Raw genomic sequence first — 26528 nt, 5'->3', positions numbered from 1 at the left:
CAGGATTCGGTGGACCCTACCGATCTGGATCGGTTGACCGCATGCTGGCGTGCAGACCGAACCAACTGGATCGGTTCCCCCTGGCTCGAGCATGGATAAGACCCATACGGTGACATCAGTACCAACGGACTCATGCAACCCACGGCCGAACAATTCACTGAAAAGGCCTGGGCCGCGATCCTCTCGGCCCAGAACCTGGCCCAGAAGCGACGCCATCAACAACTGGAGACCGAGCACCTGATGCTGGCACTCCTCGAACAGGACGGACTGGCCAGTCGCATTCTCGAAAAAGCCGGTGTGACGCCATCCGCTCTGCAGAGCAACCTGGAAGCCCATCTCAGTCAGCAACCGGCGCTGCAGTCTCCGCCAGAATCCGTTTATCTGGGCAAAGGGCTTAACGCCCTGCTGGATCGTTCCGAATCTCTCAAGCAGGGGTACGGAGACAGCTATATCTCCATCGAACACCTGCTGCTCGCTTTAGCAGAGGATTCTCGCTGCGGACAACGCCTGCTGAGTCAGGTGGGTGCTGACGCCAAAGCCCTGAGAACTGCCGTTGATGCCGTGCGCGGCAGCCAGACCGTGACCGACCAAAACCCAGAAGCAACCTACGAATCACTGGAGAAATACGGACGTGATCTCACGGCAGCAGCCCGCGACGGCAAGCTTGATCCCGTGATCGGCCGCGACGAGGAGATCCGCCGCACCATTCAGATCCTCAGCCGCAGAACCAAGAACAACCCCGTGCTGATCGGCGAACCAGGCGTCGGCAAGACCGCCATTGTCGAAGGCCTGGCACAGCGCATCGTCAACGGCGATGTTCCTCAGGCGCTGCAGAACCGACAGCTCATCGCCCTCGACATGGGGGCCTTGATCGCCGGGGCCAAATATCGCGGCGAATTCGAGGAGCGGCTCAAAGCGGTTCTGAAAGAGGTCACCGACTCCGAAGGACAGATCGTTCTATTCATCGATGAGATCCACACGGTGGTTGGGGCCGGTGCCACAGGCGGCGCCATGGATGCCAGCAACTTGCTCAAACCGATGCTGGCCCGAGGTGAACTGCGCTGCATCGGCGCCACAACACTCGACGAACATCGTCAGCACATCGAAAAGGATCCAGCTCTTGAGCGTCGGTTCCAACAGGTACTCGTAGACCAACCCACGGTGGAGGACACGGTCTCGATCCTGCGCGGACTTAAGGAACGTTATGAAGTGCACCACGGTGTTCGCATTGCTGACAGTGCACTGGTGGCTGCCGCCGTCCTCAGCAGCCGCTACATCGCCGACCGCTTTCTGCCAGATAAGGCCATCGATCTGGTGGATGAATCCGCCGCGCGACTGAAGATGGAGATCACCTCCAAACCAGAGGAGATCGACGAAATCGATCGCAAGATCCTCCAGCTGGAGATGGAGAAACTCTCGCTCGGCCGAGAATCCGATGCCGCCAGCCAGGAGCGGCTGGAGAAGCTCGAGCGGGAACTCGCAGAACTCTCAGAGCAGCAAAGCACTCTCAATGCTCAGTGGCAGCAGGAGAAGGGAGCGATTGATGAGCTCTCCAACCTCAAGGAGGAGATTGAGCGTGTGCAGCTGCAGGTGGACCAGGCCAAGCGCAGTTATGACCTCAACAAGGCTGCGGAGCTGGAATACGGAACACTGGCCACACTCCAGAAGCAGCTGGCTGAGAAAGAGGCCGCACTGAGCGAGGACAACGACAACGGTCAGGAGAAGTCGCTGCTGCGTGAGGAGGTCACCGAAGACGACATCGCCGAGGTGATCGCCAAATGGACCGGTATTCCTGTGGCCAAGCTTGTGCAATCGGAGATGGCCAAGCTGCTCGGGCTCGAGAACCAGCTACACGAGCGAGTAGTGGGTCAGCAGCAGGCCGTCACCGCCGTCGCCGATGCGATTCAGCGTTCACGCGCCGGGCTCAGTGATCCCCACAGACCAATCGCCAGTTTCCTGTTCCTCGGTCCCACCGGTGTCGGCAAAACCGAGCTGTCCAAGGCCCTGGCAGCACAGCTGTTTGACAGCGAAGACGCAATGGTTCGCATCGACATGAGTGAATACATGGAGAAACACACAGTCAGTCGTCTGATCGGTGCTCCTCCTGGATACGTCGGCTACGAGGCGGGAGGACAGCTCACTGAAGCCGTGCGCCGTCGCCCTTATGCCGTGATCCTCTTCGACGAAGTGGAAAAAGCGCACCCCGACGTTTTCAACGTGATGCTGCAGATCCTGGATGACGGTCGCGTCACCGACGGTCAGGGCCGAACCGTGGATTTCACCAATGCCGTGCTGATCCTCACCAGCAACATCGGCAGCCAGTCGATCCTGGATCTGGGCGGTGATGACGGGCAGCACGACGAAATGGAACGGCGGGTGAATGACGCCCTTCGCGGTCATTTCCGTCCTGAATTCCTCAATCGGCTCGATGATCAGATCATCTTCCACAGCCTGCGCAGAGACGAACTACGCCAGATCGTGAGTCTGCAGGTGAACCGCCTGCGTCAACGTCTCATGGAGCGCAAGCTCGGTCTGAGCATCAGCGACAACGCCACCGATTGGCTTGCCGATGCCGGCTATGACCCGGTGTACGGCGCCCGTCCGCTCAAGCGTGCCATCCAGCGTGAGCTGGAAACACCGATTGCCAAAGCCATCCTGGCTGGACGTTACGGCGACGGAGATGACGTCACTGTGGATGTGCAGCCGACCAGCGGCAGCGAAGAGCAGCGGAAACTGGTGCTGAGCTGATCACTGACCCGATTGGTTCGCAGTGCCGAACCAATCGGGCAGAGCCTCGTAACAAGCGCCATTGGCCTGGTTCTCACGAGCCTCCACTTTCCAGCAGCAGCTGCGGCCGGCATCACGTTCTTGCAACAGGGTGTTGGCCCAGCCCCACACCAACCGCGCAGTGGCTTCCATCCCAACGTTGTCCATCACCCGCAGATCCAGAGCACCCTGCTCATGCAGGCTCTGCCATTGCTGCATCAACGGATCATCAGCATTCACCAAAAAGGTGTGATCGAACTGGTGCCTGAGCTGCTTCTCCAGGGGCCTGAGACTGGAGAAATCCACCACAAACCCACATGGGTCGAGGTGGGTCGCGGCGAACCACACGGTGAAGCTGCGGCTGTAGCCGTGGACAAACCGGCAATGCCCGGGGTGCTGCCACTGCCGATGGCAACAGGGGTACTCCTCGAAATGCTTGCTGCAGGTGTAACCAGCGGAGGGCAGAGGCATCGGGCGGAGAAGAGGGACGGCACTGCGGCAGGATTCTTCCTGTCTATATCTTCAGCAAGCGCAGGCATGACGCTACAAAGTTGACAGTGAATCCCAAGAAACGCGGCTGACTGAAGCTCAATATTCTCATTGAGATTCCCCAGCTGGCGCCAGATAGCGTCCATACCAAGCCAGCATCCGTTGCATCAGATCCAATTGATTGTTTCGGTCCACGAATCCATGACCTTCTCCTGGATAGATCACTTTCAAGGTCGTGACTCCAGCATCCTCAACGGCACGATGCATCTGATGAACCTGACCCGGGGGGGTGCGTTGGTCACTGTCACCCACATAAAACAAAACGGGTGTTGTCACCTTTGACGCATGCTTGAGCGGAGAGCGCTGCCATGCCAGTGATTGTTCAGGGAAAGGTGGCTCGCCGAGGTGAATGGTCAGATACTGAGGGATATCAGTGGTGCCGTAAAAGCTGATCAGATCAGCCAGGATTCCGCCGGACACCGCTGCCTTGAAACGTGTTGTCTGGGTGATGCTCCATGAGCTCAGATAACCGCCATAGCTATAACCACCAACACCTAACCGGTTGGGATCTGCAAATCCGTGCGCAACCATTGCGTCGACTCCACTGATCGCATCCACATAATCAATTCCGCCTAAATCACCTGTATTTGCATTGGCGTAATCAACTCCAGAACCCAGTGAACCCCGCACATTTGGGAAAAAAGCGATGTAACCATTGGCAGCCAAGACCTGGCCCCAATCCGTAAAACCATCCGACCATCCGATCTGCCACGCCGATGTCGGACCACCATGCAGAACCGTCACCATCGGATAACGGCGACCAGGTTGATAGTCAGGGGGAAGAACAAAAAATCCATGCACTGTTTGACCATCATCTGGATTGCGCCATTGCAGCTCACGCACCTCTCCAAATCGGATCTGATCAATCTGCGGATTTAAACGCGTGAGCTGTTTGGGAGCCTGACCTGCATCAACGAACCAGAGATCTGGCGGAGTCGATGCAGAAGCTTTGAGCAGAACAACTCGGCCCGATGAATCATGAGCGGTGTATGTGCCCTTCTCAAACAATTTGGCGCCAGATGGAGTTAGCCGCTGGATGGCACCCGTCTCTCGCTCAATCCTTGCGAGAGTCGTCTGGTTCCCCTCCAACAACTGGCCGAAAAGAAAGCGGGAGTCAGCAGACCAGCGTGTATCTCCGATCGTGGCTCTGACATCATCGATGACAACCTGAGTCTGACCATCGCTGGTTGAGATAAAAGCCGGAGACCAAGCATCTCCGGGTGATCTCCAGACATCCACATGGATGAGCTCCCCGTCAGGCGACCACAACACGGGAGAGTCCCAACCGATGCGATTGGTGAAACGGCGCTCAACCGCAGCCAGGGAGGGATCAATGATCACGAGCTGCCTGGCACTGACCAGATCCGAAACCTTGGCTGTTGGAGAGGTCAGAGCGGCAATTCGGGTGCCATCCGGTGACCAGTCAAAGTCGATCACATTCAGGCCAGACGGTGAAATCAGCGTCACCTCGTCTCCTGAAACAGACAGCTGATAAAGCTTCGTCAGAGGTAGGGGCCGGTTCGATGGATGGGGGCCGCTGTCGGAATGATTCAGATCGTCTGAAGCAAGAAAAGCGAGAGTGCTGCCATCGGGCGCCCAACGGAATGCGGAGATCTCTCCGCTCACCCGCGAGAGCTGACGAACCTCGGCGCCAGATGAATCGCTCAGAAAAATCTGTGTTGTGGATCCGTTTGACTCTGCTTTGCCACGTTTGGAGAGAAAGGCCAGCGTTCCGCCATCCGGAGACCATCGAGGTGACCAGTCCCGCTGTGGACTTGAGATCCAGCGTTGGGGAGGAGCGCTGCCGTTTGTTGGAACTCTCCAAAGATCCTGATCACCACGCCAGGGTTGACCCTCCTTTTGAGGTCCTGGCTCCTCCAAAACGAAAACCACCGTCTCGCCATCAGGCGAGATCTGCGGGCTTGAGGCCTTTCGGATAGTCAAAAAATCGAGAGGTGTTGAACTGCGCCGTTGCGAAGCAGAGGTCGCAGTGGCGAGTGCGCAGGACAGCAGCACAAGGCCACTGCTGACAATTGCTCGCTTGAGACCAGATCGCATCGCAACGTTCAGAACTCTGTAATCAACGTATCGATGCTGACCTCAGTCAACCAACGGTTCCAGAAAGCCAGCCTCGACCAATTCGGGCGAATCGATAGGGGGACAGGCACTGCGTCAGGATTCGTTCTGACTCCATCTGCAGCAAGCGCAGCCCGATGCAGCCCCTCACATCAGCCTTCATTGATCAGCTCCGTTTCAATGATGCGGGTCTGATCCCTGCAATCGCCCAGGACTGGCTGGATGGTGCCGTGCTGATGGTGGCCTGGATGAACAGGCACTCCATCGACCTCACCCTGAGCAGCGGTGAGGTCCATTACTGGAGCCGTTCGCGCAAAGAGCTTTGGCACAAGGGCGCCACCAGCGGCCACACTCAGAAAGTGAGAAGCATCCGCTACGACTGCGATGCGGATGTCATCCTGATCACGATTGAACAGACCGGCGATGTGGCCTGCCACACCGGCGCTCGCAGCTGCTTTTACGAAGACAGTGATCAACGCGCCCCGGGGGGGCCGGAGTCGCTTGCCCCCCCGGCGGATGCCTGCACGGAGCTGATGCGCGTGATCGAAGGCCGCCGAGATCAACCGGAGGAAGGCAGCTACACCAACAAACTGCTGGAGGGAGGTGACAACAGCATCCTCAAAAAAATCGGGGAGGAGAGTGCGGAATTTGTCATGGCTTGCAAGGACGACAACGCCGACGAGATTGCTGGAGAAGCGGCCGACATCCTCTTTCATCTGCAGGTGGCCCTAGCCCATCACGGTGTGAGCTGGCGCCAAGTACAGGCCGTCCTGGCGGCCCGGCGTAGAGCCCCGCGCAGACCTTAATCATTGTGTGCGTGATCAAGGTGTGCAGGGAGACTCAGAACTGATCACCACTTCATCTCCAAGTTGCACAGTTTGGAGCAGATCCGTCATCACCGTCTGATCCACATTGATGCAGCCACCGGTGATCGACTGCCCCACCCGGCTGGGATCGTTGGTGCCGTGAATCGCGAAGCTGTACCAGCGGAATTTGCCGTCGTAAGTGTTGAAACGAAATGGCTGTGGCGTGGCAGGCACAGGCGCCAGGCTGATGTATCCATCGCCGTACTCCCCCGTTTCACCATCACCCTTGAAATCGATGGAACTCATGTTGCGAAAGAGGTTCTCGCGCAGATAGGTCTCAGTCTTTCCGGACTCCTTCACCAAAGCGGGATCCATCACAAAGCGATCCTTACTGAGGATTGCGTTCACGCGAAAGGTGCCCAGCGGAGTCCAGCCCTCTTCAAAGGTTGTTCCAGCGCAGGCGATGCCGTTGCGGCCGTAGCCAACCTTGAAGCGACGATCTTCCCGTCCCTGATTGAGCTCTCCAGTGCTGGCGGAGGGATTGGCAGCATCCAACTGAATGCGGATGCTGTCTTTGGCGGTCCGTCCGTCCCTGGGAAGAGGACCCGAGGAACCACATCCGGCAACCGAAACGAGCACAACGCTCATGAGCAGTGAACGCATCAGGCTGCGTGAGCGCAGCAAGGTCGCAATCCTCAAGTCCAGCAATTGTTCACTGCAGGCAGCATGCCGAGTTTTGAGCGGCCTGACAGAAGCTTGAAGCGTGCGTCAAAAGCATCATCATTGCTCTGCGGCATCGGCAGGCTTGAAGGGCTCACCGAAACGGCTGGGCTGGTCACGCAACCAGTTCAGCGTGCTTCGATCCCCGGCGGATGGAGCGAGCACAGGCGAGGCTCCTTGCACCGGAGCAAGGGCATCAGCCGGATCAACGCTGTGCCCCCAGAGACCAAAGGCATGGCCCAACTCATGCAACGCGGTGGCCTGCAGGGACTGCGCCCTCAGCTCCGGTGAGACCAGCACGGTCACGCCTGGTTCCAGTCGCCAGATGCCTGCGCGACGCACTTCCAGCAGTTGGAGCACAGCACGACCATTGCTGGCTCTCCAGCCCCCCGCCAGCTTGCGCCGCGGCGGCCGACGGCGTTCCACCCGAATGTGAGCACGGTTGCGATCACTGACACGCGTGATCGGCAACAGAGGCATCCATTGATCCAAAGCGGCATCAATGGCATTCAGCCAACGTCGCTCCCATTGATCCGCCACCTCACCAGCTGCAGGCTCGACCCAGACACACCAGCGAGGCAGAGATGGAATCCCGAAAGCCGTTGTCGCCAAACGCGCCCCGTATCCAGGTGCTGTTTCGGCAGCCGCAGCAGTGAAGGGATGCCCCTCCAGCTTGCGAACCTGCTGAACCGGTGGACAGGGGGCATCAAGCATCGAACTCGTTACTCAAGCAGCGGGAAGACCAACACCCCTTGCCATGAGTGTGGCGAGCATCGGAACCATTGCAAATCCCACCAGCTCCACGTTGATGATCCAGCCAAGACGGGTTGCTAGCGCCTCTCCCACCTTTGGCAACTCGCCCTTGCGCAGTGGAATCGCCCAAAGGACATAAGTAACCGTGGGATAGAGCGACAGCCCTCCAACACTCAGATACAAACCGACCTTCCACCAAAACAATGGGTTTTCGGTGTAAAACTCGCTGCCCTGACCGAAATAAAGCACCCGCAGAATTCCAGTCACCAGCAAAGCGAGTGCTGCAATTCCATAAATTATGTCGGTGATCACCATGGCCGTTGCGGTCCTGCGATCCGGATCAGGACGAATCAGCCGGCGCTCCACCACCAAGGCTGCGAAGCAGAGCATGAAGCTCAGGTAGTGGACGTAAGCCACTCCAGCACTCTTGGCAATCTCCGGAGTCAGCGCAGAGGCCAGCAACATGAGCTCGAATCATTTGTTGCTGGCGACAGTAGCGGCTGAGAGGAAGCCTGCGTCGCTTTCATTGGGAAGGTCTGCACAACCAATTCAAGGCAAATATGAAGCGAAACGAATCACACTATGAACAAAACTTGAATTCGGTACAAATTCAGAATTACGTCTGAAATGTGAATTCCGCAGTCTTCATTACACGCGCCAAATAAAAAGGCTTTCGCCCTAGGTTCAATAAACCTGGCAACCATGTGATGGTGAGTTCACTGAGTGCATTTCTAGGCGAAATCGGCAGACATCAACTACTGACTCCTGAACAGGAGTTAACGATGGGTCGCAAAGTTCAAGCGATGGTTGCTCTGAACGAGCGCTGTCAGCTTGCCGGCGGAAGTGGACCCGCATGTGTTTACAACGATGAAGAGAAGCGCACGATTAAGCGGGGAGAAAGAGCCAAAAATCAGATGATCACGTCCAACCTCAGGTTGGTCGTGAATCTTGCGAAGCGATACCAGGGCAAGGGACTTGACCTACTGGATCTGATTCAGGAAGGCACCCTTGGACTCACACGCGCCGTCGAAAAATACGACCCAACGCGTGGTCACCGTTTTTCCACCTATGCCTACTGGTGGATTCGTCAGGGCTTGAACCGCGCTCTTTCAACGCAGAGCCGCACCATTCGTATTCCCGTGAATGTGAATGAAAAACTCACCAAACTTCGTGCTGCCAAGGCTCGACTGATGCAGAGCAATGGCTTGCCTCCAACATCAGAACAACTGGCGGAGTCGATGCAAATCTCCCTCAGCGAAGTGGAAGATCTTCTGGGTTGTGAATTACGCAGTGTGACGGTCAGCCTTCAGGGGGTCGTGAAGTCAAAATCTGATCCTTCAGAGCTGGTTGACGTTCTCCCTAGCGATGAAATTCCACCGATGGAACGGGCGGAAATCGCTGAAAGGACGGCTTCGGCCTGGAAGCTGTTGGACAAATCCAATCTCACGCCCAAAGAACGGACGGTCGTGATGCTGAGATTCGGCCTCGATGGCAGCCATGAATGGCGCACATTGGCTGAGGTAGCCCGGCACATGAACTGCAGCCGTGAGTACTGCCGCCAAGTGGTGCAACGCGCTCTGCGCAAACTGCGCAAAACCGGCATCCAACACGGCCTTGTCGAGATGAGCGTCTGAACGGGAACCCACCCCCGGAGATTCGGCTCACCTCCTGGCAGATTCGCCTGGAGGGGTGAGATTCTTAAGGCTGACCGCGTAACCGCCATCGCCATGACATCGAGCTCCCCTTCAGGCACCACGGAGTTCAACGCCGGGTTCAACGGTGAGGGAGTGGATGCCGAAGTGCTCGACAGTGAAGTCATCGATGAGTCTGCATTTCGGCAACTGCTGAAGCGGGCTGGACGATCGATTGCTCGCCCAGCCCTTGAAGCGCTGGAGATGATGCTTGATCCGGCAACGCCTCCTCAAGCCAGGTTCACCCTGCTGGCAGCTCTCACTTACCTTCTCGTCCCCACAGACCTCATCCCGGATCTGTTACCAGTGGCTGGTTTCAGTGATGACCTGGTGGCCATCACCGCAGTCATGGGTCTATGCCGGAATCACATCACTCCCGAGATCAGGCAACGGGCGCAACGCAAACTGGATCAATGGTTCCCGATCCACCGCCCATGAGCCGCTGGTCACGTGAGTTAGAGGACGACCTTGCAGCACTGCTGAAGGACTGGCTCAAGCAGCAAGGGCGTACCCAGTCGGACCTCCGCCGCAGCCTCAGAGCGACATCCACCCGGATGCCAGCCCTGATGGAAGTGCTGCAAAGAGAGCATGTCCTTGGGGGCATGCCTCGATTAGCAGCCCGGCTCTGCTCGATCGAAGCTGAGTGGGCCGCTGATCCAGGAGCACCTGCGCATGAGGGTTCAGGATCCAGCCCCGCTCAGACCAATGCCGATCCCTTCGGTCAGTTGGATCTGCTGCTTAGAGAAATTAGAGACGACTGCACCGGCTGAACACGATCGCAGGCAACATGGGGATATAGATTTGATTCTCCATGGCATCCGTCCCGCAACGACTGCTCGGCGTCAGCCTCCTCACCGCTGTCAGCGTGACGCTTCCTCAAGCCGCGATGGCTCAATCAGAGGTCTGGTTGCTGGGCCCCAACAGCCGCACCGGTGAACAGAGCACAGTTGTTCCCACCGACTGCGTCGAAGCAGCGGATGGATCGATCACCTGCAACACCAAGATCGAGAACCCCCCTGGCGACACACCCGCCAAGCCTTACTTCAACCCGTTCAGCAGCAACTGAGCACAGTGATTCAATCCCGCCGCACACGTCGAAGTTTCCTTCAATGGGTTGATGCGGGTGAAAAGCAGGTCGCCATCCTGCTCACCGCGATCACTGCTGTTGTGATCGCTGCTTCGATCGTGCAGCTCACAATCCGGGTTGCGTTGTCGCTGATCACCAATGAACAGGATTCCTACTGGCTCGGTGATGGTCTGATTCGCATCCTTGGCGATCTGCTGACCGTACTCATTGCCCTTGAAGTGCTGCAGAACATCACCAGTTACCTGCGTCGCCATGTCGTGCAGATCGAACTGGTGCTAGTCACCGCACTGACGGCCGTAGCCAGAAAAGTCATTGTGCTGCCCAAAGGTGCGGAAGATAAGCCTCAGCTATTGATCGGCCTTGGTGTCTCCGCTATCGCGTTGGCGGGGGCTTACTGGCTCGTTAAACGATCGAATGAACCCGATACTCGCCCGGACTCTCATTCCAATAAAGAGCGAGCCATACCGTTCCAGGATCAGCATCCGTCCTCTCAACCCGATGACGCCGACCGGCTGGAAGCATCAGCTGATCCCCAACGCTGAGTTCAATCCATTCCTCTGGATCTTCAAGACGTAAGCGAGCGCTTCCTTTCAACAGGGTGAGCCACTCATTCTCTTTCTGTTGATACCAGAAACCATCAGGACTGCGCGATCCATTGGAGCTGATTCTCATCAGCCTCCAATCCCGGCCTGAACACAACTCCTCCTCTGATTCCTGCCCTGAAGCTGAAGGGGCCTCCGCCAGCAGATTCGATCGACGTGGCGACTCAACACTCGGCTCTCCCCAGCGTCGGCCGATGCTGTATCCCCAAGACCGGGCCAGTTGCACAACCGCATTGTGATCAGAGCATGAGGCCAACTGACGACGTCGTTCCGGATCAGCATCAAGACTGCTGACTAATGCGTTGAGCTGTTGAACCTTCAACAGAAAACGCTGCAGATCCTCTTCCGCCATCAGATCAGGAACAACTGTTGTGATCCTGACAACCCGCAGATTCAGATTAAGCCATTGGCTTGCACCGAGGCAGACTGAAATCACCGGCTGATTGACGATGAGAACTCTGCTGGCAGGGGCCCTGATGCTAATCACACTGCTTTGGCAGAGTTCAAGCGCCTGGAGCCTGAGTGGATCAGGAGCGCAACTATTTGATCTGCATTGCGCTGGATGTCATCCCAACGGTGGCAACATCATTCGTCGAGGACGAACACTAAAGCTCAAGGCTCTCGAAAAACGAGAGCTCAACAATGCTCAAGCGATCGCGCAGATTGCCCGTGAAGGGGTTGGCCAAATGAGCGGTTATGCCGATGTTCTCGGAGAAGGGAATGACGTCGTGGTTGCCGACTGGATCTGGCAGCAGGCTCAGAATGCCTGGATCCAGGGATAAACATCCAGATGAGTCCAGATTCCTTCTCGCCAATAGACATCTGCTTCAAGCAGAGCTCGCACAGTTGATTCACTGTCGCACTCAAAGACTGCGAAAACGTGTGTACTGCCAACAGTCGGTCCGAGAGTGATCAATGTCCCACTTTCCTTGAGGGCTTTAAGCCGCTCGAGATGCTCATCGCGAAACGGAGCTCTTTTTTCCAATGCGTTGTCGCAATAAGTCCCCCAGAGAACGAAGCGGGCCATAGTTTCACCTCCGGTTAAAAAAATCTGCGCCGAATGGTTGACGCATACTGCACATTAAGCGCTATGTTCAGAAGGTAGATTGTTTTTATGATGATGCTCACTGGTACTGAACTCCTTGCAAAGGTCAAGGATTTAGGTGACGTCTCCAAGACAGACCTGGCCACTGCCTGTGGGTATGTCTCAAAAAAGAAGGATGGTTCTGATCGCGTTAACTTCACAGCTTTCTATGAGGCTCTTCTCAATGCCAAGGGCATTGAACTTGGCGGTGGTTCCGCTGGTATTGGCAAGGGTGGTCGCAAGCTTTCCTACGTTGCAACTGTCCAAGGGAACGGCAACTTGTTGATCGGCAAGGCTTACACCGCCATGCTTGATCTCAAGCCTGGTGATGAGTTCGAGATCAAGCTGGGTCGCAAACAGATCCGCCTCGTTCCCGTTGGTGGCACAGACGAAGACGAAGAGTGATTTTCAGCCGGCTGCTGCACGCAGTTCACGGCAAAATTCTCCTGCTTCCGCCGCTGCACAACAAGGTTGCGCAGCGGCGATTCTTTTGACTAACGCACTGCCAACAATGGCTCCATCGGCGCCCCATGCCCTCACCTGACGGACCTGCTCAGGACCGGAGATTCCAAATCCCACAGCAACAGGACCGGCTTCACATCGCTTCAGAGAAGTAACTAATTGGCCGACACGTTCTTGAAGACTTGATCGTTCTCCGGTGACACCCGTCACAGAAACCAAATAGGTGAACCCACGGCTGGAAGCAGCAATGCGCTCCATCCGCTGTTCAGGTGTCGTGGGAGCCACAAGCAAAACAAGATCAAGGCCATGTTGTGCTGCAAGTGGGGACAAACGTTCCGCTTCCTCAAGGGGGAGATCAGGCACAACCAACCCAGAAACACCAGCGGCGGCAGCTTCAGAAAAAAAGCGTTCCGCGCCTCGATTCAGCAGTGGGTTGCTGTAGGTGAACAGCACAACCGGCATGGTGAGTTGTTCACGTAATCCACTCAACAACTCCAGCACTTTTGCCGGAGTTGTGTTTTGTTCAAGAGCTCGGTGAGCTGCAGCCTGGATCACTGGTCCATCCGCCAGAGGATCGCTGTAAGGAATGCCAAGCTCCACCACATCAGCTCCATTGTTCTGAAGACTGAGCAACACTTCAGCTGTGCTCTTCAGATCAGGATCACCAGCCATCACAAAAGGCATCAGTGCTAGACGCTGCTCACTGGCGGTCTTCACAAAGACCTCTGCAATGCGTGAGGACAGCTCTGCCACGGATTCTGAAACTGTGATGCAGGCGAGCCTAAAGGTCGACTGAAACTACTCAGAGGCCTGAGTGGTCTCCTCTTCAGCAATGGAGGCCATCAGTGCTTGCTGCTGCTCGGGAGTCATGGCATCAAACCGCTCCTGCAGCTGTTGAGCGGTGAGCTGGTCGTAACCGCTGCGATAGCGACGGCGTTGCTGCATATAGGTCATCCGCCCCGTCACCACTCTGAACAGATAGGAGCTGGTCCAAATCACCACAACCACAACCAGAAGCGCCTCAGCGGCAATACCCGCAGAAAACCCCTCTAATCCAAGAGCTTCAAACAGCCAGTAGCCCAAACCACCAGCCAGCAGAAGGCCAAGGCCAAGTTTCAGGACACCAGCACGCGTCAAGGATCAGACCTCACCCTGACCGCTGAAGCGGAGATTAAGGAATGGAGCAAACACAATCAATCCAGGAAAAAACAGGAACACAAGGGAATAGATCCCCAAACGCTCGTATTTACCCATCACGGTCCAGCGACGTGTCATCCAGGCATAAAGCAGGAGAGGGACGACTACCAGGTAGGCACCACCAAGAGCCACATATGCTCCGATCACGAGCAAGGTATCCAGGGAAACCGCGTTGAGGAGAGTCTCCATGGTTTGCAGAATGGGCCTTCTTGGGGGAATCTAGAATGCCATCACGGTGCCGGTGGCTCGTGGGGGCGTGGCGGAATCGGTAGACGCACGCGACTTAAAATCGTTTGGGATGAAAATCCTGTGGGGGTTCAAGTCCCCCCGCCCCCACCACCGGCAGTGAAATAAGTCCTTTCGTCATGGGCATTCCAGATCACCCTCATTCACTTCGCAAACATGAGGGTGTTTCGTTCATATCAACTTCGGCGATCTCCGACGCACAGCTGGGCGAAGAATCTGCGGGACTAATGCGTTGAGCTGATCCAAACTCAACAACCGAATTCAATGCTCCAGGGGAGAATCTCTCCTCCATGAAATAAGACAGGCCATTCAGTCTCTGGCATTGACTCTTCACCTGTTGGCGGTGAAGAAGGCTCACGCAGCTTGAGAGGAACCTGTTGATCACGTCGAACCAGGGTGACAGTGTCTTCGTTTAAGGGGAGTCTGTAAAAGTTGGGCCCATGTTCACTGGCAAAGCCTTCGAGTCGACCCAAAGCATTCTCCTGCTCGAAAATCACGGCATAACTCTCCAATGCATGAAGGGCATTGAAGATGCCTGCACAACCACAGGATGACTCCTTGCCAGAGCGGGGATGGGGGGCGGAATCCGTGCCGAGGAAGAAGCAGGGCAGACCACTCGTTGCAGCCTTTACCAACGCCCTTCGATGGCATTCCCTCTTCACGACCGGAAGACAATAAAAGTCACTGCGTAGCCCACCCATGAACATGGCGTTGCGGTTGAGATGCAGATGATGCGGAGTGATTGTGGCGGCGATGCGGTCATCACCACTCTGATAAGCCTCTCGGATATAGATCGCCGATTCCTCGGTAGTGATGTGCTCAAGCACGATCCGCAAACGAGGATGGCGCTGGCGCAACGGTTTCAGATGCCGTTCGATGAACAGGGCTTCACGGTCGAAAACATCAACATCAGGGTCCGTGACCTCACCGTGAATCAGCAGGGGCATGTCGATGGCCTCCATGCAGGTCAACACCGATGAGATCCTGGACAGATGACTGACACCGGCTGCTGAATTGGTGGTTGCATTCGCTGGATACAGCTTGGCCGCTCGGAACACATCCTGAGCGAATCCCCTCGCCAGCTCATCGGGATCGAGATCGTCTGTGAGATATGCCGTCATCAGCGGCTCGAAGCTGATCCCCTCAGGCAGAAACTCAAGAATCCTGCTGCGATAGGCCTCCGCTGCATCCACCGATGTCACCGGTGGGCGCAGGTTGGGCATCACGATGGCCCGGGCAAAGGTTCTGGCTGTGGCAGGCAGCACAGCCCGCAGCATGGCTCCATCCCTGAGGTGCACATGCCAGTCGTCCGGACGGCGAAGCACCAGGGACGTTGGAACCTCCGCCAAGTCAGACCTCCTGAAGGACAGGGAGCTCCCCCACCGCACGACGCAAAATCTCTTCCCGATCTTCGCTCACATGATTCTCAGGCAGAAGCTCAAGCAGCTTCAGCTTCTCGAGACGATTGCGTGTGGAGCCGTTCATCACAACCAGATAAACAGACCGACCCACTTCAACAGCTTCCTTAATGGCGTTTTCAAGGGCCAATGATGCAGTCACTCCGAGATGGGAGACCTCCGTCAGGTCGAACAGAACGGCTTCGCAGTCTTCAATAGCGTTGTGTTCACGACTGATGGTCTTGGCCACACCGAAGATCATTGGACCTGTGAGCTGGAACAGCAACAGCCGTCCTCCCGCCTGATCCAGCAGTGCTTGCTGATCCTCAGGAAGTTCAACGTCATCGTCGGTCGTACTGATGGTTTTGACACCTCGTGCCTGCAGGGCCGTCATCCTTTCAATGGTGAGGACATTGGCCACGAACACACCGATGAACACGGCCCAGATCAGGTCAACCAGCACGGTGAGTGCAATCACCCCATAGGTGATGCATGCCGCCTTGATCGAAAGGTGGTGAGCACGCTGAAGGAAGCTCCAATCGATGATGTCGAAGCCCACCTTCAAAGCGATTCCTGCCAGCACCGCCAGAGGAATTTGCGCTGCCAGCGGCGCTGCCAGCAGGATCACCAGCATCAGGATCAGGGCCCGGACGATCCCGGAAAGGGCCGAGCGCCCCCCCGCCTGAATATTGACCACGGTGCCCATGGTGGCTCCAGCTCCTGGCAGTCCACCGAACAGACCCGAAATCACATTGCCGAGGCCCTGGCCAATCAGTTCCTTATTGGAATCGTGCTCCGTACGGGTGAGGCTATCTGCCACCACCGAGGTGAGCAGGGCATCGATGCATCCCAGCATGCCGAGCACGGCACCATTCACCACCATCAACCGGATCTGATCACTTGAAAAGGTCGGTGGATTGAAACTGGGAAATTCGGCTGTGAATTCAGGAATCCTGCGCAGTTCAACGTCACCGAAGAGAGTGAGCGACAACAAGGTCCCCACCACAAGAGCCAGTAGCTGAGGAGGGCAGAAGCGCTTCAACTGCTCGGGTGTGAACCAAAGGATCAACAAGGTGATCACGGCCAGTCCCAGCTCAAGAGGCTGAACACCCGACAACAGCGCGGGGAGAGAACTCAGAGTCCCGATCACACCGCCGGGAGGGCTGCTCTGTCCCAGGAAGGGAGCGAGCTGCAAAATGACCAGGATCACACCAATCCCAGACATGAAGCCCGAGATCACCGTGTAGGGCATCATCGTGATGTAGCGGCCCAAACGGAAAAATCCGAACAGGATCTGGAACACGCCAGCCAAGACCACCACAGTGAAGGCCATCGCCAGTGCAGTGCCCTTGTCGGGAATCTGGCTTGTGAAACTGAGAATGACGGCGGTGAACACCACCGTCATGGGGCCCGTCGGCTCGGAAATCAGTGTGGGAGTGCCACCGAAGAGCGATGCCACCAGGCCGATGATCACAGCGCCCCAAAGTCCGGCAGCGGCTCCCGCGCCGGAGGCCACACCGAAGGCGAGGGCCATCGGCAACGCCACGACGGCTGCCGTCACACCACCGAAAAAATCCCCACGAACGTTGCGTGTACTGATGTGATTCAGAAGCACGCCAGACCGTTTCGAATGTGGCGGAATGCTAATTCCCTGTCAGCGCAATGGACTGAATCCGTGCAGGCTCGTTCCCTTATGAGAACTGGGTGGCATCGCACAATGAGAGCAGGCTGCGACGCACGATGCCCGAGTTTCTGACATCCGCCCTGGAGGTCCTCATCGGGATCGGCCTGTTGTTTGCAGGCGGAGAAGTTTTCGTCCAGGGAGCGGTGACGCTCTCGTTGATTTTCGGAATCCCTCAACTGGTGATCGGACTCACTGTCGTGTCGATCGGAACCAGTGCTCCTGAACTGTTCGTGAGTATCAATTCCGTTTTGCGTGGATTGGATTCCCTGGCCGTGAGCAACGTCGTGGGCAGCAACATCTTCAATGTGATGGTGGTGCTAGGCAGCAGTGCTGTGGTGATGCCACTGTGCGTCGAAAGCCGTCTCGTTCGCAGGGACGTGCCGTTAATGATCGCGGTGTCCGCGGCGGTCTGGGGCATGGCCTCGGCTGGGAGGGTGACCTGGCAGTCGGGCGTGGCACTACTGCTGGCCCTTGTGATCAACTCAATCTGGGAAATCCGCACAGCCCGAGAGGAGCCAGCAGGTGTTGAAGGAGCAGAACCCGATGTGAATCCCGACCAGGGCAAGCGCGGCATCCTCAAAGCGGTGTTGTCACTTTTGCTGGGAATTCTGCTGCTGAGTATTGGGTCACGGGTTCTCGTCAGCGGTGCCAGCGGCGCCGCTACCTATCTGGGCGTCAGTGAAGCGGTGATTGGACTCACGATCGTGTCCGCCGGCACCTCAATGCCCGAATTGATCACCTCTCTGGTGGCGGCCATCAAGGGCAGAACCGATCTGGCAATCGGCAATGTTGTGGGCAGCAACCTGCTCAACCAGCTGCTCGTGCTGGGCGCTAGTTCCGTGGCAGCGGCTGGCGCCGGCGGTTTGCAGGTGAGTCCCTTGCTGATTCAGCGCGACATGCCGGTGATGGTGCTAACCGCACTGGCCTGCATGCCAATCTTCTGGACCAAAGGCCAGATCACCCGACTGGAAGGGGGAATCCTGCTGGCCCTGTACGTGTTCTACGTGGTGGATCAGGTACTGCCTCGCACGTTGCCCACCTGGCAGGACGAATTCCGACTGGTGATGCTTTGCCTCGTGGTTCCAGCTGTAGTTGTCGTAATTGTTGTTCAAGCTGGTCTGTACTGGCGACAGCTACAACGCAAGCGACTGAAGCAACCCAACGAGCCGAGCTGATTGCGCGGGCTCATCGAAAAGGCTGTGTCAAATCATCGCGAGCATTCGTTCATGAAGGGCTGACTGCTCACTCAATGCTGTCCATCCTTGAGGGACGTTGCTCGGCTTGCCGATGCTCGAGCTGCTTCCACCTCTCAACGACAAAAATCTGCCCTGGCTGGATGTCATCCATCCAATCGTCGTGCACTTCGTGATCGCGATGGCGCTGATCACTGTTGTGTTCGATTTGCTGGGTGTGATCACACGAAGGCGAAATCTCTTCGAGGTGAGCTTCTGGAATCTTCTAGTGGCGACAATTGCAATCTTCGTCGCCATCATTTTCGGTCAGATCGAAGCGGGCCTGGCCAGCCCCTACGGAGCAGCTCGCGACATCCTCAACTACCACAGCACCATCGGCTGGTCCCTGGCAGGCGTGCTGGGCCTATTCACAGGATGGCGCTACGTGGTGCGTCAGAAGGACCCCACCCGTCTTCCCGCAGGATTCCTCGTGCTGGACGGCGTGCTCGCCACGCTGGTGTTCTGTCAGGTGTATCTGGGCGACATGCTCGTCTGGATCTACGGGCTGCACACGGTCCCAGTTGTTGATGCCATCCGCAGTGGAGCGGTGTCATGAACTCCGAGATTCTTGGCCTGTTGATGGCGATTCCCTCTCCGATCAATCAGATCGCCGATCAACTGGGAGCCAATGATCTGCCTTACTCAATCCCGATCCATCCGAATCTCGTGCATTTCACGATCGGCTTGTTTGCGATCGGAATCGCTTTCGATTTCGCCGGTGCCTTTTACCCGTTGGAGAAGCGGGTGTTCCGCTTTCTTGCCCTGCCGGTGACCCGAACGGGTTTTCACGACGTGGGCTGGTACAACGTGCTGGCCTGCAGCGTGATCACCTTTTTCACGGTGGCTGCAGGCTTCTACGAAATGCTCCTGGCAGTGCCTCTTCCGGGGGACATTCGCACTGTGATCGGGCAGAACGCCATCAACACCATGCTCTGGCATGGCATCGGAGGCGTGGCCCTGCTGCTGATCATCGTGGCGATGACCATCTGGCGTGGCTACCAGCGCTTCGTCTGGCGGAAAGACCTGGGACGTCAGGTGACCTGGATGTATCTCTTCTGCGGAGCCACGATCCTGCTTGTGATGGGCGTTCATGGAAGCCTCGGGGCATGGCTCGCCAGTGAATTCGGGGTCCACATCACAGCGGACCAGCTGCTAGCTGCAGGAGTCGATCTCAAGGAGGCTCTGCCATGACATCCACTCGCCGGAGTCCAAGGAAGGGCCCGCCGCTCAAGCTTCTCGCCGTGGTCCTGGTCTGCACTCTGATTGATATTGCAGCGAGTTATCAGATCTCCCGCTGGGCCTACGGATGGCTGCCTGTCCCAGCGTCCACGGCCGCTCCCTATGTGGATGATCTGTTCAGCCTGGAAGTGGGCATCGGGGCTTTCATCTTCATCGGCTGCGTGGGTTTCATCATCTGGTCCATACTTTTCAGCAGGGCCGAAAAGTATGACGAAAGTGATGGTCTGCCAATTGAAGGCAACACGAAGCTAGAAATCATATGGACCGTGATTCCCTTCGTCATTGTCATGGCTCTTGCGTTTTATTCCATCCATGTGAATGAAACGCTGGCCACACTTGGTCCAAAGCAGAAATATGACGTTGCCGTCAATCAGACACCTGAAACGGTTGCCACCCTGGATGCAACTCGCGAGGTCGGCCCAATCGAAGTGATCTCAAGGCAATGGTCATGGGAATTCATTTATCCCAATGCAGTTCGCAGTTCCGAACTGCATCTTCCTGTGAATCTGAGGGCCAATTTCCTGTTGAGTTCGAATGATGTCATCCACAGCTTCTACATCCCAGCCTTCCGTCTTAAACAGGACATCATTCCAGGGAGCGTCATCTCCTACAGCCTTACACCCACAAGAGAAGGACGTTTCAGGCTGCGCGATGCCATGTTCAGCGGCGCTTATTTCTCCCAGAACCAGACGAATGTGATTGTCGAATCCGAGGAGAACTACGACGCATGGCTGACAATCACAGCCAAGCTCCCGATGGTGCAGGGACTGAGCCCGGGTACCCCTCTCTATGAGAAACGCCTCAAGGAGGGCAACCGCGGCTGGGCCACGGTTGCTCCAGCTCCCCCTCCCCTGGTCAACGACCCCGGTAATCCCGAAGCGCCCCACGACTCCTGAAAAGATGACGATCACCGATTACGACCCAAGGGTGCTGAAGGCGAGCCACCCCGTTCCAGGTGCTCCCGACAACTGGAAGCGCTTCTTCAGCTTCAATACCGACGCCAAGGTGATCGGCATTCAATACATCGGTCTCTCCCTTCTCTTCCTTCTCCTGGGTGGGTTGCTGGCCATGGTGATGCGAGGGGAATTGATCACTCCACCGGCGGATCTTGTGGACCCCAGTGTCTACAACGGTCTTTACACGATGCATGGAACGGTGATGCTGTTCCTGTTTCTGTTCCCGGTCCTGAACGGCTTCAACAATCTGCTGATCCCCACGATGATCGGGGCTCCGGACATGGCCTTCCCCAAGTTGAACGCCTTGGCCTTCTGGTTGGTGCCGGTTTTTGCTGTCGTGCTGCTCAGCAGCTTTTTCGTGCCAGGCGGCCCTGCCTCATCGGGCTGGTGGTCCTATCCACCAATGAGCATTCAGAACCCTCTGGGACATTTCATCAATGGTGAATTTCTCTGGATTCTTGCCGTAGCCATTTCCGGCGTTTCCTCAATCATGGGTGCCGTCAATTTCGTCACCACGATCATCGGCATGCGGGCTCCGGGCATGGGATATTTCCGCATGCCGGTGTTTGTGTGGACCGCATGGGCCGCGCAGACTCTTCAGCTGATCGGTCTTCCGGCACTCACCGGTGGAGCGATCATGCTCCTGTTCGATCTCAGTTTCGGCACCAGTTTCTTCAGACCTGAAGGGGGTGGCGATCCCGTGCTTTACCAGCACTTTTTCTGGTTTTACTCTCACCCGGCGGTGTACGTGATGGTGCTTCCGGTATTCGGAATTTTCTCGGAGCTAATCACGGTTTATTCGCGCAAACCACTCTTTGGCTACAAGTTCGTGGCATTGGCCTCGTTCATCATCACCTTTCTGGGCCTGATTGTCTGGGTGCACCACATGTTCTACACCGGAACTCCACAGTGGATGCGCAATCTATTCATGGTGACCACCATGCTGATCGCCGTCCCCACCGGAGTGAAAGTGTTCGCCTGGCTAGGAACACTCTGGGGAGCGAAGATCCGTCTCACCACTCCCATGTTGTTCGTTCTGGGTGGACTTGTGAATTTCATCTTCGGAGGCATCACCGGAGTCATGCTCGGCACGGTTCCGATCGATATCCACGTCGGCAACACCTACTTCGTTGTCGCCCATTTCCACTACATCATCTTCAACACCATTGGATTCGGAATCTTCGCAGGCATCTATCACTGGTTCCCAAAATTCACGGGCCGGATGTACTACGAAGGACTGGGCAAGATCCACTTCACGCTCACCTTCATTGGCGCAACCCTCAACTGGCTTCCTCTGCACTGGGCAGGCCTCTACGGCATGCCGCGACGCGTTGCCTCCTATGACCCCGAATTCGCTCTCTGGAATGTGATCGCCAGCATCGGGGCCTTCATTCTTGGTGTGGCCTCCATTCCCTTCATCCTCAACATCGTCAGCTCCTGGGCACGAGGTCCGAGGGCAACCCCCAACCCCTGGAGAGCCATCGGTCTGGAATGGCTGCTTCCATCTCCTCCACCTGCCGAGAATTTTGAGGACGACATCCCAACGGTGATCAGTGAGCCCTATGGCTATGGAATGGGACATCCCCTTGTCGAGGATGAGGAGTTCTACATCCGCCGCTCGCTGGAGGCATGACCTGATGACAGGTGCCAATCCAGATCTACCTCTCAATCACACCCCGGGGCATGTCCAGCACGATGGCCATAATCTCACCGGATTCATCATCTTTCTGTGTTCAGAAAGCATTATCTTCATTGCATTCTTCGCCGGTTATGCCGTGCTGAAGATCACGAGCCCTGAATGGTTGCCCGATGGGGTTGAAGGGCTTGAAACAACAATGCCTCTGATCAATTCGATCATTCTGGTGAGCTCAAGCTTTGTTGCTTATTTTGCGGAGGTTTATCTCCACAAGAAAAACCTCTGGGGATTCAGGGCGATGTGGCTGCTCACGATGGCCATGGGCAGCTATTTCGTGTATGGGCAATATGTTGAATGGTCGGAACTTACATTCACACTCAGCAGCGGTGTTTTCGGCGGAACTTTTTACCTGCTGACCGGCTTCCACGGTCTTCACGTGATCACTGGGATTTTCCTGATGGGATTAATGTTATTCCGGTCTTTTCTCCCAAATAACTACGCGAAAGGTGATATGGGGGTCACTTCAGTGAGTCTGTTCTGGCACTTCGTGGATGTCATCTGGATCATTCTTTTCCTGTTGATTTACGTATGGCAACGCACGACCTGAACAAGCCGATTCTTCCGGCCGTCAAAGTGACAGCATCGCCATGATTATCGACGACCGCCATTACAACATCATCATCATCGGCAGTGGTGCCGGAGGAGCAACCCTGGCGGGGTCCCTCAGCCGAGAAGGCCGCAGTGTGCTCGTGCTCGAGCGAGGCGAAGCGGTGGAAGAGGGTTGGCAAACCCGACCACGGATCAAAGATGAACAGTGGTTCGGACCGGATGGGGATCCCTTTTCACCCCAGACGTTTTATGCCGTAGGCGGAAACACCAAAATCTGGGGAGCCGTGCTCGAGCGCATGCGCGAAAAGGATTTCACCGACCTGCCCTTGCAGGAAGGGGTTTCGCCGGCATGGCCATTCGATTACGACCACCTGGCTCCTTACTACGACCAGGCTGAAACGCTATATCGGGTCCACGGCAAAGCTGGCGTCGATCCCACGGAACCATCACGAAGCAAGGATTTTGAACATTCACCTCGCGCGGTGTTGCCGTTCCTGGAGGAGCTGCGGGAAGGTCTACTGCGCCAGGGATGTCAACCCTATGACCTGCCTCTCAGTTGGTCAGACGATGAAGGGGATCCCGTTGGTGATGCCGAGCTATGCGGACTGGCGCATGCCGACACCGGCAATCTGCACATTCGCCACAAAGCCAAGGTTCTCAGGCTGCATGTGAATCCCAGCGGACAGGAAGTGAAAAGAGTGGAGGCGGATGTAGAGGGAGAGATCTGGCTGTTTTCCTCGGATCTGGTTGTGCTTGCGGCTGGCGCAATCAACACACCGGCGATCCTGCTGAGATCCAGAAGTGAACGAAACCCCGGCGGCCTCGGCAATAGGTCTGACCAGGTGGGCAGGAATCTGATGAACGTGCAGATCACCTCCATCCTGCAGCGTTCCGCGGCACCCAACAGCGGGCGTTATGCGCGTTCCTATGGAGTCAACGACTACTACTGGGGAGACAAGAATGTGAACTTCCCACTTGGACACATTCAGGCGGCTGGAGGAGTGCTTCAGGACGCATTGTTTGCCGAATCACCACCTGTCCTGTCGCTGATCAGCAAACTGATTCCGAGCTTTGGGATCCAACGTCTCGCCTCCCGGACGGTGGCCTGGTGGGCCATGACGGAAGTGCTCCCCGATCAGGAGAACAGAGTGTGGATGAACAAGGAGCAAATCCGCATCAATTACCTCCATAACAACCGTGAAGCCCATGACCGACTGGTTTACAGGTGGATCGATACGCTCAAATCCGTGGAGGCTGATCCGTACACCAAGGTGGTGACGTCAGAGCCCATTCATCCCCGCGGTGAAGCCCCTCTCAGCGTTGTTGGCTTTGCCTGCGGCACCTGCCGCATGGGTGAGGATCCCGCCGCATCCGTTGTGGACGCAACTGGAAAGTGCCATGAGCTCGACAACGTCTACATCGTCGACAGCAGTGTGTTCCCAAGCTGCCCAAGCGTGGGGCCTGGTCTTACCACCATCGCCCTGGCACTGCGCATGGCAGACACGCTCCACGCAAGACTCCACAACTGACTAGGAGATCTCAGGGGTGGCTTGGCTGTCAGGTCATGGTGACGAATTCCTCTGACACCGTGGGATGCAGAGCCATCGTGCGGTCAAAGTCGGCCTTGGTCGCTCCCATCCCAACCGCGATCGCTGCCATCTGAATGATCTCAGCGGCATGCTCACCAACCATATGGCAACCCAGCACTCGCTCGGTTTCCGCTTCAATCACAAGCTTGAGTAGGCAGCGGGGGCCGCGCTTCGGAAGTGCCTGCGCCATGGAACGGAACCGGGCTCTGTGAATCACGACGCCATCGGCGCCGTACTGAGCAATGGCGTTTTCTTCCGACAATCCCACCGTTGCCAGCTCAGGCTGACTAAACACGGCACTGGCCACCAGCTCATGGTCCACCTGACGCGGACGGTCTCCAAAAATGCTGTCAGCGAAGGCGCGACCCTCATCAATCGCCACTGGCGTGAGGCAAATGCGATCAGTCACATCACCGACGGCGAACACATGGGAGACGTTGGTGCGCTGATCAGCATCGACGGGAATGCGATGCCCCTGAGTCGATACGCCCGCTGCATCAAGATTGAGTCCCTTCAAGAAAGGCCGGCGTCCTGTGGCAAGCAGCACCCCGCCACAGGCGATGCGATCTCCACGATCCGTGCGCACCACGAGATCTCCCGGCATTCCCTCAATACTTTCAGGGCTTGTTGTGAACTGAAGATTCACGCCCTTCTCCGCCATACCTTCTTGAACCACTCCAGCCAGTTCGGCGTCGAAGCCCCGCAGCAGATGCTCACGCCGCACAAGCTGGGTGACTTCAACACCAAGACCGCTGAGGATGCCGGCGAATTCGCAGGCGATGAAGCCAGCACCCACCACAACCATCCGTTCAGGGAAACGTTCCAACAGAAACATGTCGTCGCTGACCCAGCCCAGCTCGACTCCTTGAATATCAGGTCGCTGAGGGCGACCGCCGACACCGATAAGCACCCTCTCAGCCTGCAGGCGGTGCTGCGGGTCACCACCGGGATCAGTCGAGACAAGGATGTGATGGTCGTCCTCGAACCGGCCCCAGCCTTGGATCAGGGTGACACCGGCCTTCGCCAGAAATTCAATGTGCATGGCATTGAGGCGATCCACCTCAGTACGCACATTGGCCAGCAACTGTGCTGAATCAATGCGGACCTCAGAAGGATGGACGCCATAACTGGAGGCCTCCTCCATCTGCTCCGCCATCTGGGATCCATACACCAGCAATTTCTTGGGGACACAGCCCCTGATCACACACGTGCCACCAACGCGGTCACCCTCCACGATGGCCACGCGAGCACCATGACGTGCCGCCCGCTTAGCAGCCGCCAAACCACCGGAACCAGCACCGAGCACCACAAGATCAAACGACTGGTTCACCGCAGCTGACGTTCAACTACCAACCATTCTGATGGGTTTGGTTTCCAGCTCTTCACAGGGTGCGATTCAGATCAGCAAACCAAACAATCGCTGAGATCCGCATAGGGTTGAGTCAATCGAGACCTGGAGTCCGGTGTGCATCTGCCTCGCTACGACCGGATTCCTGATCATGACGATGACCACAGCCTGATCGAAGTCAGGGTGAGTGATCTCCAGCCCACGCAAATGTGCGTTGGGCTGGCGGAAGTTCGCAGCCGTCAGAGGGACTTCAGCCAGGAAAGCCGGAAAGAACGTCTCGAATATCTGCGCGGCAAGCCAGTGCCCCTGGTGCGCAACCGCCTTGGGCAGCTCTGGATGGTGGATCGACACCATCGCCTGAGGGCACTGCTGGAGATGGATCCCACCGTCACCACCTATGGCTACGTGATCGCTGAGATTGAGAGCGACAGCCGCGATGCAGCCCTACTGGCCCTGCAGGATCGGGGCTGGCTCTATCTCCATGACGGACGGGGCAACGGTCCCTGGGAACCCTCGAAGCTGCCCCATTCACTGCTGGGCCTTGAAGACGACCCCTACCGCAGCCTCGTCTGGAAACTCAAGAAGGAAGGCCTGATCGAACCACAGCGCTTAATCCCGTATCACGAGTTCCGCTGGGGGGCATGGCTGCGAACCCGCCCTCTGCCGCCGTTCAGTTCCTCCCAGCTGGACCCTGCTCTGCCAGCTTCCCGGCGACTGGCTCAGTCCCGAGCTGCAGCTCATCTGGCCGGCTGGACCGGAGGAAACTGAACCAATCAGCAATGACGAACAAAGGGTCGAC

The 26528-nt window shown here is 56.8% G+C and carries 29 protein-coding genes, 1 tRNA gene and 1 pseudogene; 18 read left to right on the top strand and 13 right to left on the bottom strand.

Going from position 1 to position 26528, the window contains the following annotated elements:
• The first annotated feature begins 132 nt into the window (after positions 1–132).
• Positions 133–2748 (top strand): ATP-dependent chaperone ClpB, encoded by a 2616-nt coding sequence (gene clpB, locus SIB42_RS07435; protein ID WP_067092973.1) that lies wholly within the window; start codon positions 133–135, stop codon positions 2746–2748.
• Here the strand turns inward: clpB and SIB42_RS07430 are convergent, their stop codons facing one another.
• Both SIB42_RS07430 and SIB42_RS07425 read right to left on the bottom strand, forming a co-directional pair.
• On the bottom strand, positions 2749–3237 hold the full coding sequence (locus tag SIB42_RS07430) for a 6-carboxytetrahydropterin synthase (protein ID WP_067092972.1): 489 nt from the start codon (positions 3235–3237) through the stop codon (positions 2749–2751). It abuts the gene before it with no gap.
• A gap of 126 nt (positions 3238–3363) precedes the next feature.
• Positions 3364–5373: an alpha/beta hydrolase family protein gene (locus SIB42_RS07425; RefSeq protein WP_067092971.1), complete on the bottom strand. Its 2010-nt coding sequence runs from the start codon at positions 5371–5373 to the stop codon at positions 3364–3366.
• Positions 5374–5528: 155 nt separating this feature from the next.
• Here SIB42_RS07425 and hisIE point away from each other — a divergent pair, with 155 nt between their 5' ends.
• Complete coding sequence (gene hisIE / locus SIB42_RS07420; RefSeq protein WP_067092970.1) at positions 5529–6197, top strand: bifunctional phosphoribosyl-AMP cyclohydrolase/phosphoribosyl-ATP diphosphatase HisIE; 669 nt, start codon at positions 5529–5531, stop codon at positions 6195–6197.
• A gap of 15 nt (positions 6198–6212) precedes the next feature.
• Here hisIE and SIB42_RS07415 read toward each other — a convergent pair whose 3' ends face one another.
• The 3 genes from SIB42_RS07415 to SIB42_RS07405 all read right to left on the bottom strand — a co-directional run bounded on the left by SIB42_RS07415 (position 6213) and on the right by SIB42_RS07405 (position 8135).
• Positions 6213–6860, bottom strand: a complete 648-nt coding sequence (locus SIB42_RS07415) for a L,D-transpeptidase (protein WP_067093155.1) — start codon at positions 6858–6860, stop codon at positions 6213–6215.
• Between the two features lie 117 nt (positions 6861–6977).
• Positions 6978–7631: a peptidase gene (locus SIB42_RS07410; RefSeq protein WP_067092969.1), complete on the bottom strand. Its 654-nt coding sequence runs from the start codon at positions 7629–7631 to the stop codon at positions 6978–6980.
• A 12-nt stretch (positions 7632–7643) separates the two neighbouring features.
• Entirely contained in the window at positions 7644–8135 is a 492-nt protein-coding gene (locus SIB42_RS07405) for a DUF2214 family protein (protein WP_067092968.1), read from the bottom strand.
• A gap of 242 nt (positions 8136–8377) precedes the next feature.
• Here SIB42_RS07405 and SIB42_RS07400 point away from each other — a divergent pair, with 242 nt between their 5' ends.
• From SIB42_RS07400 to SIB42_RS07380, 5 genes are all read left to right on the top strand, one after another.
• Positions 8378–9304, top strand: a complete 927-nt coding sequence (locus SIB42_RS07400) for a sigma-70 family RNA polymerase sigma factor (RefSeq protein ID WP_067092967.1) — start codon at positions 8378–8380, stop codon at positions 9302–9304.
• 93 nt (positions 9305–9397) lie between these two features.
• On the top strand, positions 9398–9799 hold the full coding sequence (locus tag SIB42_RS07395; RefSeq protein WP_082824969.1) for a YkvA family protein: 402 nt from the start codon (positions 9398–9400) through the stop codon (positions 9797–9799).
• Positions 9796–10131, top strand: coding sequence for a hypothetical protein (locus tag SIB42_RS07390; RefSeq protein WP_067092966.1), 336 nt, complete (start codon positions 9796–9798; stop codon positions 10129–10131). Before SIB42_RS07395 ends, SIB42_RS07390 begins: the two co-directional genes overlap by 4 nt.
• Before the next feature lie 41 nt (positions 10132–10172).
• Positions 10173–10427: a hypothetical protein gene (locus tag SIB42_RS07385; protein WP_082824968.1), complete on the top strand. Its 255-nt coding sequence runs from the start codon at positions 10173–10175 to the stop codon at positions 10425–10427.
• 5 nt (positions 10428–10432) lie between these two features.
• Entirely contained in the window at positions 10433–10990 is a 558-nt protein-coding gene (locus SIB42_RS07380; protein WP_369818412.1) for a phosphate-starvation-inducible PsiE family protein, read from the top strand.
• Here SIB42_RS07380 and SIB42_RS07375 read toward each other — a convergent pair.
• Positions 10953–11402: pseudogene (locus SIB42_RS07375) on the bottom strand (Nif11 domain/cupin domain-containing protein); the annotation flags it as partial. The gene SIB42_RS07380 and the pseudogene SIB42_RS07375 overlap by 38 nt on opposite strands.
• A gap of 97 nt (positions 11403–11499) precedes the next feature.
• Between SIB42_RS07375 and SIB42_RS07370 the strand changes: the two are divergent.
• The gene (locus SIB42_RS07370; protein ID WP_067092964.1) at positions 11500–11832 is read left to right on the top strand and encodes a c-type cytochrome; all 333 of its coding nucleotides are present in this window, start codon (positions 11500–11502) and stop codon (positions 11830–11832) included.
• Here the strand turns inward: SIB42_RS07370 and SIB42_RS07365 are convergent.
• Positions 11808–12077 (bottom strand): YciI family protein, encoded by a 270-nt coding sequence (locus tag SIB42_RS07365; RefSeq protein WP_067092963.1) that lies wholly within the window; start codon positions 12075–12077, stop codon positions 11808–11810. The two genes, SIB42_RS07370 and SIB42_RS07365, sit on opposite strands and share 25 nt — an antisense overlap.
• A gap of 93 nt (positions 12078–12170) precedes the next feature.
• Here SIB42_RS07365 and SIB42_RS07360 point away from each other — a divergent pair, with 93 nt between their 5' ends.
• Positions 12171–12539: an AbrB family transcriptional regulator gene (locus tag SIB42_RS07360; protein ID WP_067093151.1), complete on the top strand. Its 369-nt coding sequence runs from the start codon at positions 12171–12173 to the stop codon at positions 12537–12539.
• 3 nt (positions 12540–12542) lie between these two features.
• On the opposite strand, the gene trpA is transcribed toward SIB42_RS07360, so the two are convergent.
• The 3 genes from trpA to SIB42_RS07345 are packed head-to-tail and all read right to left on the bottom strand — an operon-like array spanning position 12543 to position 13982.
• Complete coding sequence (gene trpA / locus SIB42_RS07355; protein ID WP_067092962.1) at positions 12543–13349, bottom strand: tryptophan synthase subunit alpha; 807 nt, start codon at positions 13347–13349, stop codon at positions 12543–12545.
• Between the two features lie 45 nt (positions 13350–13394).
• Complete coding sequence (locus SIB42_RS07350) at positions 13395–13733, bottom strand: DUF3007 family protein (RefSeq protein ID WP_067092961.1); 339 nt, start codon at positions 13731–13733, stop codon at positions 13395–13397.
• A gap of 3 nt (positions 13734–13736) precedes the next feature.
• Positions 13737–13982: an NAD(P)H-quinone oxidoreductase subunit L gene (locus SIB42_RS07345; RefSeq protein ID WP_067092960.1), complete on the bottom strand. Its 246-nt coding sequence runs from the start codon at positions 13980–13982 to the stop codon at positions 13737–13739.
• Positions 13983–14043: 61 nt separating this feature from the next.
• Here SIB42_RS07345 and SIB42_RS07340 point away from each other — a divergent pair.
• Positions 14044–14132 (top strand) — tRNA-Leu (locus SIB42_RS07340).
• A gap of 155 nt (positions 14133–14287) precedes the next feature.
• Here SIB42_RS07340 and pyrC read toward each other — a convergent pair.
• Entirely contained in the window at positions 14288–15388 is a 1101-nt protein-coding gene (gene pyrC, locus SIB42_RS07335; RefSeq protein WP_067092959.1) for a dihydroorotase, read from the bottom strand.
• Between the two features lies 1 nt (position 15389).
• Positions 15390–17051 carry a SulP family inorganic anion transporter gene (locus tag SIB42_RS07330; RefSeq protein WP_067092958.1) on the bottom strand — a complete coding sequence of 554 codons (1662 nt, stop codon included), beginning with the start codon at positions 17049–17051 and terminating at the stop codon, positions 15390–15392.
• 125 nt (positions 17052–17176) lie between these two features.
• Between SIB42_RS07330 and SIB42_RS07325 the strand changes: the two genes are divergently transcribed.
• The 7 genes from SIB42_RS07325 to SIB42_RS07295 all read left to right on the top strand — a co-directional run bounded on the left by SIB42_RS07325 (position 17177) and on the right by SIB42_RS07295 (position 24321).
• Positions 17177–18295 carry a calcium/sodium antiporter gene (locus SIB42_RS07325; RefSeq protein WP_067093150.1) on the top strand — a complete coding sequence of 373 codons (1119 nt, stop codon included), beginning with the start codon at positions 17177–17179 and terminating at the stop codon, positions 18293–18295.
• Between the two features lie 112 nt (positions 18296–18407).
• Positions 18408–18908, top strand: a complete 501-nt coding sequence (locus SIB42_RS07320; RefSeq protein WP_067093149.1) for a DUF2231 domain-containing protein — start codon at positions 18408–18410, stop codon at positions 18906–18908.
• A complete protein-coding gene (locus tag SIB42_RS07315) occupies positions 18905–19543 on the top strand; it encodes a DUF2231 domain-containing protein (protein ID WP_067092957.1) in 639 nt (212 codons plus the stop codon). The genes SIB42_RS07320 and SIB42_RS07315 overlap by 4 nt, the downstream gene beginning before the upstream one ends.
• Positions 19540–20487: a cytochrome c oxidase subunit II gene (locus tag SIB42_RS07310; RefSeq protein WP_067092956.1), complete on the top strand. Its 948-nt coding sequence runs from the start codon at positions 19540–19542 to the stop codon at positions 20485–20487. The genes SIB42_RS07315 and SIB42_RS07310 overlap by 4 nt, the downstream gene beginning before the upstream one ends.
• Positions 20488–20491: 4 nt before the next feature.
• The gene (locus SIB42_RS07305; protein WP_067092955.1) at positions 20492–22180 is read left to right on the top strand and encodes a cbb3-type cytochrome c oxidase subunit I; all 1689 of its coding nucleotides are present in this window, start codon (positions 20492–20494) and stop codon (positions 22178–22180) included.
• 4 nt (positions 22181–22184) lie between these two features.
• Positions 22185–22790, top strand: coding sequence for a heme-copper oxidase subunit III (locus SIB42_RS07300; protein WP_067092954.1), 606 nt, complete (start codon positions 22185–22187; stop codon positions 22788–22790).
• Positions 22791–22830: 40 nt separating this feature from the next.
• A complete protein-coding gene (locus SIB42_RS07295; protein ID WP_067092953.1) occupies positions 22831–24321 on the top strand; it encodes a GMC oxidoreductase in 1491 nt (496 codons plus the stop codon).
• A 28-nt stretch (positions 24322–24349) separates the two neighbouring features.
• On the opposite strand, the gene gorA is transcribed toward SIB42_RS07295, so the two are convergent.
• Entirely contained in the window at positions 24350–25711 is a 1362-nt protein-coding gene (gorA, locus tag SIB42_RS07290) for a glutathione-disulfide reductase (RefSeq protein WP_067092952.1), read from the bottom strand.
• Positions 25712–25846: 135 nt separating this feature from the next.
• Here gorA and SIB42_RS07285 point away from each other — a divergent pair, with 135 nt between their 5' ends.
• Entirely contained in the window at positions 25847–26497 is a 651-nt protein-coding gene (locus SIB42_RS07285; protein ID WP_067092951.1) for a ParB-like protein, read from the top strand.
• Positions 26498–26528 lie beyond the last annotated feature (31 nt).

The sequence above is a fragment of the Synechococcus sp. MIT S9508 genome, from assembly GCF_047303045.1.
Lineage (GTDB): Bacteria > Cyanobacteriota > Cyanobacteriia > PCC-6307 > Cyanobiaceae > Synechococcus_C.
Note: the sequence above shows the minus strand (reverse complement) of the source record. Positions and strands in the feature narration are given on the sequence as shown.

Bases quoted from the DNA above. Each gene is read 5' to 3' on its own strand.
- clpB (WP_067092973.1), top strand. From the start codon at position 133: ATGCAACCCACGGCCGAACAATTCACTGAAAAGGCCTGGGCCGCGATC.
- SIB42_RS07430 (WP_067092972.1), bottom strand. From the start codon at position 3,237: ATGCCTCTGCCCTCCGCTGGTTACACCTGCAGCAAGCATTTCGAGGAG.
- SIB42_RS07425 (WP_067092971.1), bottom strand. From the start codon at position 5,373: ATGCGATCTGGTCTCAAGCGAGCAATTGTCAGCAGTGGCCTTGTGCTG.
- hisIE (WP_067092970.1), top strand. From the start codon at position 5,529: ATGCAGCCCCTCACATCAGCCTTCATTGATCAGCTCCGTTTCAATGAT.
- SIB42_RS07415 (WP_067093155.1), bottom strand. From the start codon at position 6,860: ATGCGTTCACTGCTCATGAGCGTTGTGCTCGTTTCGGTTGCCGGATGT.
- SIB42_RS07410 (WP_067092969.1), bottom strand. From the start codon at position 7,631: ATGCTTGATGCCCCCTGTCCACCGGTTCAGCAGGTTCGCAAGCTGGAG.
- SIB42_RS07405 (WP_067092968.1), bottom strand. From the start codon at position 8,135: ATGTTGCTGGCCTCTGCGCTGACTCCGGAGATTGCCAAGAGTGCTGGA.
- SIB42_RS07400 (WP_067092967.1), top strand. From the start codon at position 8,378: ATGGTGAGTTCACTGAGTGCATTTCTAGGCGAAATCGGCAGACATCAA.
- SIB42_RS07395 (WP_082824969.1), top strand. From the start codon at position 9,398: ATGACATCGAGCTCCCCTTCAGGCACCACGGAGTTCAACGCCGGGTTC.
- SIB42_RS07390 (WP_067092966.1), top strand. From the start codon at position 9,796: ATGAGCCGCTGGTCACGTGAGTTAGAGGACGACCTTGCAGCACTGCTG.
- SIB42_RS07385 (WP_082824968.1), top strand. From the start codon at position 10,173: ATGGCATCCGTCCCGCAACGACTGCTCGGCGTCAGCCTCCTCACCGCT.
- SIB42_RS07370 (WP_067092964.1), top strand. From the start codon at position 11,500: ATGAGAACTCTGCTGGCAGGGGCCCTGATGCTAATCACACTGCTTTGG.
- SIB42_RS07365 (WP_067092963.1), bottom strand. From the start codon at position 12,077: ATGGCCCGCTTCGTTCTCTGGGGGACTTATTGCGACAACGCATTGGAA.
- SIB42_RS07360 (WP_067093151.1), top strand. From the start codon at position 12,171: ATGCTCACTGGTACTGAACTCCTTGCAAAGGTCAAGGATTTAGGTGAC.
- SIB42_RS07345 (WP_067092960.1), bottom strand. From the start codon at position 13,982: ATGGAGACTCTCCTCAACGCGGTTTCCCTGGATACCTTGCTCGTGATC.
- SIB42_RS07325 (WP_067093150.1), top strand. From the start codon at position 17,177: ATGCCCGAGTTTCTGACATCCGCCCTGGAGGTCCTCATCGGGATCGGC.
- SIB42_RS07320 (WP_067093149.1), top strand. From the start codon at position 18,408: ATGCTCGAGCTGCTTCCACCTCTCAACGACAAAAATCTGCCCTGGCTG.
- SIB42_RS07315 (WP_067092957.1), top strand. From the start codon at position 18,905: ATGAACTCCGAGATTCTTGGCCTGTTGATGGCGATTCCCTCTCCGATC.
- SIB42_RS07310 (WP_067092956.1), top strand. From the start codon at position 19,540: ATGACATCCACTCGCCGGAGTCCAAGGAAGGGCCCGCCGCTCAAGCTT.
- SIB42_RS07305 (WP_067092955.1), top strand. From the start codon at position 20,492: ATGACGATCACCGATTACGACCCAAGGGTGCTGAAGGCGAGCCACCCC.
- SIB42_RS07300 (WP_067092954.1), top strand. From the start codon at position 22,185: ATGACAGGTGCCAATCCAGATCTACCTCTCAATCACACCCCGGGGCAT.
- SIB42_RS07295 (WP_067092953.1), top strand. From the start codon at position 22,831: ATGATTATCGACGACCGCCATTACAACATCATCATCATCGGCAGTGGT.